We start from the raw sequence: 752 nt of genomic DNA on the forward strand, positions 1-752 counted from the left end.
CTCACTGAAGATAAAGACGTTCACTCGGGATTATTAAGGGTTGATGGTGCGTTAACCATTACTGATAGTGATAACGGCCAAGCTCAGTTCAGCGCAGAAACCCTGCAAGGTCAATTTGGTACGCTGACTATCAATAATCTCGGCCATTGGACCTACACCGCGGATAACGCACAAGCCACGATTCAAGGTCTAAAAACGGGTGAGTCGGTAACTGACACATTGCTGGTTCACTCTGTTGATGGCACTGAACAACAAGTCACCGTGACCATTAACGGTACTGACGATAAAGCAGTGATTGCAGGCACTTCAACTGCAACGCTCACTGAAGATAAAGACGTTCACTCGGGATTATTAAGGGTTGATGGTGCGTTAACCATTACTGATAGTGATAACGGCCAAGCTCAGTTCAGCGCAGAAACCCTGCAAGGTCAATTTGGTACGCTGACTATCAATAATCTCGGCCATTGGACCTACACCGCGGATAACGCACAAGCCACGATTCAAGGTCTAAAAACGGGTGAGTCGGTAACTGACACATTGCTGGTTCACTCTGTTGATGGCACTGAACAACAAGTCACCGTGACCATTAACGGTACTGACGATAAAGCAGTGATTGCAGGCACTTCAACTGCAACGCTCACTGAAGATAAAGACGTTCACTCGGGATTATTAAGGGTTGATGGTGCGTTAACCATTACTGATAGTGATAACGGCCAAGCTCAGTTCAGCGCAGAAACCCTGCAAGGTCAATT

At 46.8% G+C, this 752-nt stretch carries 1 protein-coding gene; it reads left to right on the top strand.

Annotated features, from left to right (window positions below; genetic code table 11):
* Positions 1-752: VCBS domain-containing protein (locus K5Q58_RS20615; RefSeq protein WP_220755722.1), on the top strand; the 752-nt coding region annotated here is incomplete at both ends.

Source organism: Shewanella sp. KT0246, from assembly GCF_019654955.1.
Lineage (GTDB): Bacteria > Pseudomonadota > Gammaproteobacteria > Enterobacterales > Shewanellaceae > Shewanella > Shewanella goraebulensis.